Source organism: Paenibacillus sp. Y951 (assembly GCF_056786395.1).
This window is the reverse complement of record NZ_JBXCIY010000051.1, coordinates 1-2996: the sequence shown is the minus strand read 5'-3', so window position 1 is coordinate 2996 and position 2996 is coordinate 1. Positions and strand designations below refer to the sequence as shown.

3 protein-coding genes and 1 rRNA gene are annotated in these 2996 nt (G+C 33.2%); all 4 read right to left on the bottom strand.

All coding sequences use genetic code 11. From position 1 onward, the window contains the following. Positions 1–216: 216 nt before the first annotated feature. The gene (locus AC1TPB_RS24665) at positions 217–750 is read right to left on the bottom strand and encodes a superoxide dismutase family protein (protein WP_482078918.1); all 534 of its coding nucleotides are present in this window, start codon (positions 748–750) and stop codon (positions 217–219) included. A gap of 409 nt (positions 751–1159) precedes the next feature. After that, positions 1160–1294, bottom strand: coding sequence for a hypothetical protein (locus AC1TPB_RS24660; protein WP_482078917.1), 135 nt, complete (start codon positions 1292–1294; stop codon positions 1160–1162). Positions 1295–1715: 421 nt separating this feature from the next. Continuing rightward, entirely contained in the window at positions 1716–2114 is a 399-nt protein-coding gene (locus tag AC1TPB_RS24655; protein WP_482078916.1) for a phospholipase D-like domain-containing protein, read from the bottom strand. A 777-nt stretch (positions 2115–2891) separates the two neighbouring features. Then, positions 2892–2996, bottom strand: a 5S ribosomal RNA gene (rrf, locus tag AC1TPB_RS24650); the annotation flags it as partial.

Below are 2996 nucleotides of genomic sequence, written 5' to 3'. Positions count from 1 at the left end.
CATGCAACGGTCGTCACGATTGTAGGCGAATCTTACCGTTTGAAGGATCACTTTGCGAAAGAAGACAAGTGATTTTGCACATTATTAAACAAGCAAAAGTATACATTCTTAGGTTGACATTTACATCCACTAAAGTAAGCCTTAAACCTTAAGTAGTCTAATAGTTCTAGTGCTTATTGTGGAGGTTATTTATGTTGATGAATACTCTTATTCGTCTTATTTAATTACACCGCATGCGATGCGACCACCTGAATTGCCAGACGGGTCTGTATTATAATCATCAGCCTTCTCGTGAATGATAAGAGAAGTACCTTCTGGTCTCCGAATAGAATTAGGCTGGCCTTCTTCTAGGGTTATTGCTTCCGTTACAAAATCTGCAACAACTTTCCCATCCTTTCCTACTACGAGATTTGGTAAATCTCCGATATGAGAACCTTTTGGATTATTTAATCCATGCTGTTTACCATCTGGATTAAAATGCCCTCCTGAAGAGGTAAAATCAGGTGGATCACATTTACCAAATTCATGAATGTGAATACCGTGAATACCTGGAGGTAAATTACTAGCCTCTAGATGAATTTTAACACCTTTATTTCTAAGCTCAGAAAACTCCGCATTCCCAATGTTATTCCCTTGCGAATCTAATAATGTAATTAAACCAGCATCAAACTGTCGCTCATTCGCATTAGCTATCGATAGTGGCGCACTGATAAGCAATATAGACATTAAAAACACTGTAGAAATCTTCATGATAACCCCCATATTAATTATTTTCAGTTTATATAAGATGAAGGTTTTACGAATTTAGATGAAAGTATACATTCATACATGTAAATTCATATTTTGTTATCCATAACTCTTGCGAAATGCTCTCACTGTATTTTCACAAACTTCAATCCTGAAATGTCACCACTCTAAGTGCTGTTTTTTCTTTAGTAACAATATAAGTTCCTTTGCAGACTTAATAGCTTAATCCAGTGAATAGATTAATCGATCTGCCACTGAAATAATGTCCTCATGATCTTCAGGTGTGTCGAGCACTTTCTTAATATTGAGATTAGCTCCCGTCATTTTATCTGCTTTATTCATCAATCATAGGATTGCGCTTATCGAATAATGTGCTGTTCTTAACGATCAAATAATTTTCAACCTCTTTACTTCATTTTCTGTATATACGAGTCCCATTTGCACCTAACAATCCAATAACTTGTCCAGTCTTTACTTGAAAACTAATTCGATCAACTACGGTTTTCTGAGCATATGTTACTGACAAATTCATAACCTTCAATACCATGTTCTGACCCCCTAAATAACTCTTAGGACGTTACTATATCAAATATCAATAGGGTGGTGTCTTAGTGGAGGGTTTGAATTGCTATATTATTAATTATCTATTGGGTAAATTATCTATTGGTTATATATAACGACACTAATTTAACTGAAAGCATTAAAATTCACCCTATAAATAAAGCCTATGCTAGGCGCACAAACAAAATCCTGTGAAACATATAGACTAACATTACTGACACTAGTAACATATTCCAGTCTAGTGTCAGTAATCATTTAGATTATCAATTTTTGATAGCTTCAAATGCTTTTATTGTTTCATTAATGTATTGACTAACTTTTTCGCCTCTATATATCAATGACATTTCTAAGTTACTATATAAATTCTGTTCATCTCTTACTGCAGACAACCAATTAAATGATCCAACTCAAGACACACTTTCATCTAACCATAATAACTTACTGTGAACACGTTTTAGTAATATTACCTTTACTCCTAGACCTTCTAAAATTTTATAAGCCTTAATAAACGAATCTGTATAAATACCATTCTCCTTGTTAAAACCTTCATCAGTATAAATTGAAACATCAACACTTTGTTTTATTGCTGACTCAAATGCACTAACCAAATCTATATTATTAATAACATTAAATCTTATCCACGGAGAGACAATCACTAATTTACTTCTAGCAGATAATATAGAGTTAATGAGAAAAGTAAAATGTATTTGAGTATTATTCATAAATTCTAATGTTTCATCTAATCTAGAATTATAAATATAGTTTACATCAATCGATTTTAATTCATTTGATTCAGAACTAAACATGAACTTTGCTAAAATATTTGAAGGCGAATTTCCATTCATCTTAAAAATATTCAATTGTTAAATAGTTACAAAATTATAATATTTATTTCAGACAAAACAAAAACACCATCCTCATGCGGATGGTGTTGATGATGGTGGAGGCGAGCTTACACTGTTGAAAACCCTGCAGTCGAATTCAAGTCAAAGAAAATATATATTTTAAATAGGTAAGATTGACTTAGATATTATGCATAGAACCTAAATTATTTATCCAGTTATATTACCGTATAAAGTATACTTATCAAAGTACTAAAGTACAGCAATGCAGTAGTCAACACGACTACTGCATTTTTAATATTCATAACTTCATTTACTGTTAGATGAAAAAATCAGTTCACTACGTTGTTGATTAAATCTTTTCGATATATGTTATGGGCTACTAATCTCATTTAATTATGAGTTTCTCATAAAATTTATTATTCAGTATTAGGTATAGGAGTTATATTAATAATGATAAAATAAATGAATGTATCCTTTTAGAATTAGTGGATATATCAGATCCTGTGACACCATGATTTTCAAAATATGTATTTAATATATTTCAGTATACAAGTTCTAATCTGTTAACTGGATACATGAGTACTTACCATGTTTCTGCAAGAAACATACATCGGAAGATCATGCTAAACATACGATGAATGGCATGTTCGCCGTCAAATCCGCATCGCAACAACGCATCGTGATCACAGGTTAGAAAACAACAAAAAAGTCTACTGCGTATGCAGTAGACTCATCCGTGCTTGGCGACGTCCTACTCTCCCAGGACCCTGCGGTCCAAGTACCATCGGCGCTGAAAGGCTTAACGGTCGTGTTCGAGATGGGTACGCGTGGTTCCCTTTCGCC

Coding starts and splice junctions, on each gene's coding strand:
- AC1TPB_RS24665 (WP_482078918.1), bottom strand. CDS start 750: ATGAAGATTTCTACAGTGTTTTTAATGTCTATATTGCTTATCAGTGCG.
- AC1TPB_RS24660 (WP_482078917.1), bottom strand. CDS start 1,294: ATGGTATTGAAGGTTATGAATTTGTCAGTAACATATGCTCAGAAAACC.
- AC1TPB_RS24655 (WP_482078916.1), bottom strand. CDS start 2,114: ATGTTTAGTTCTGAATCAAATGAATTAAAATCGATTGATGTAAACTAT.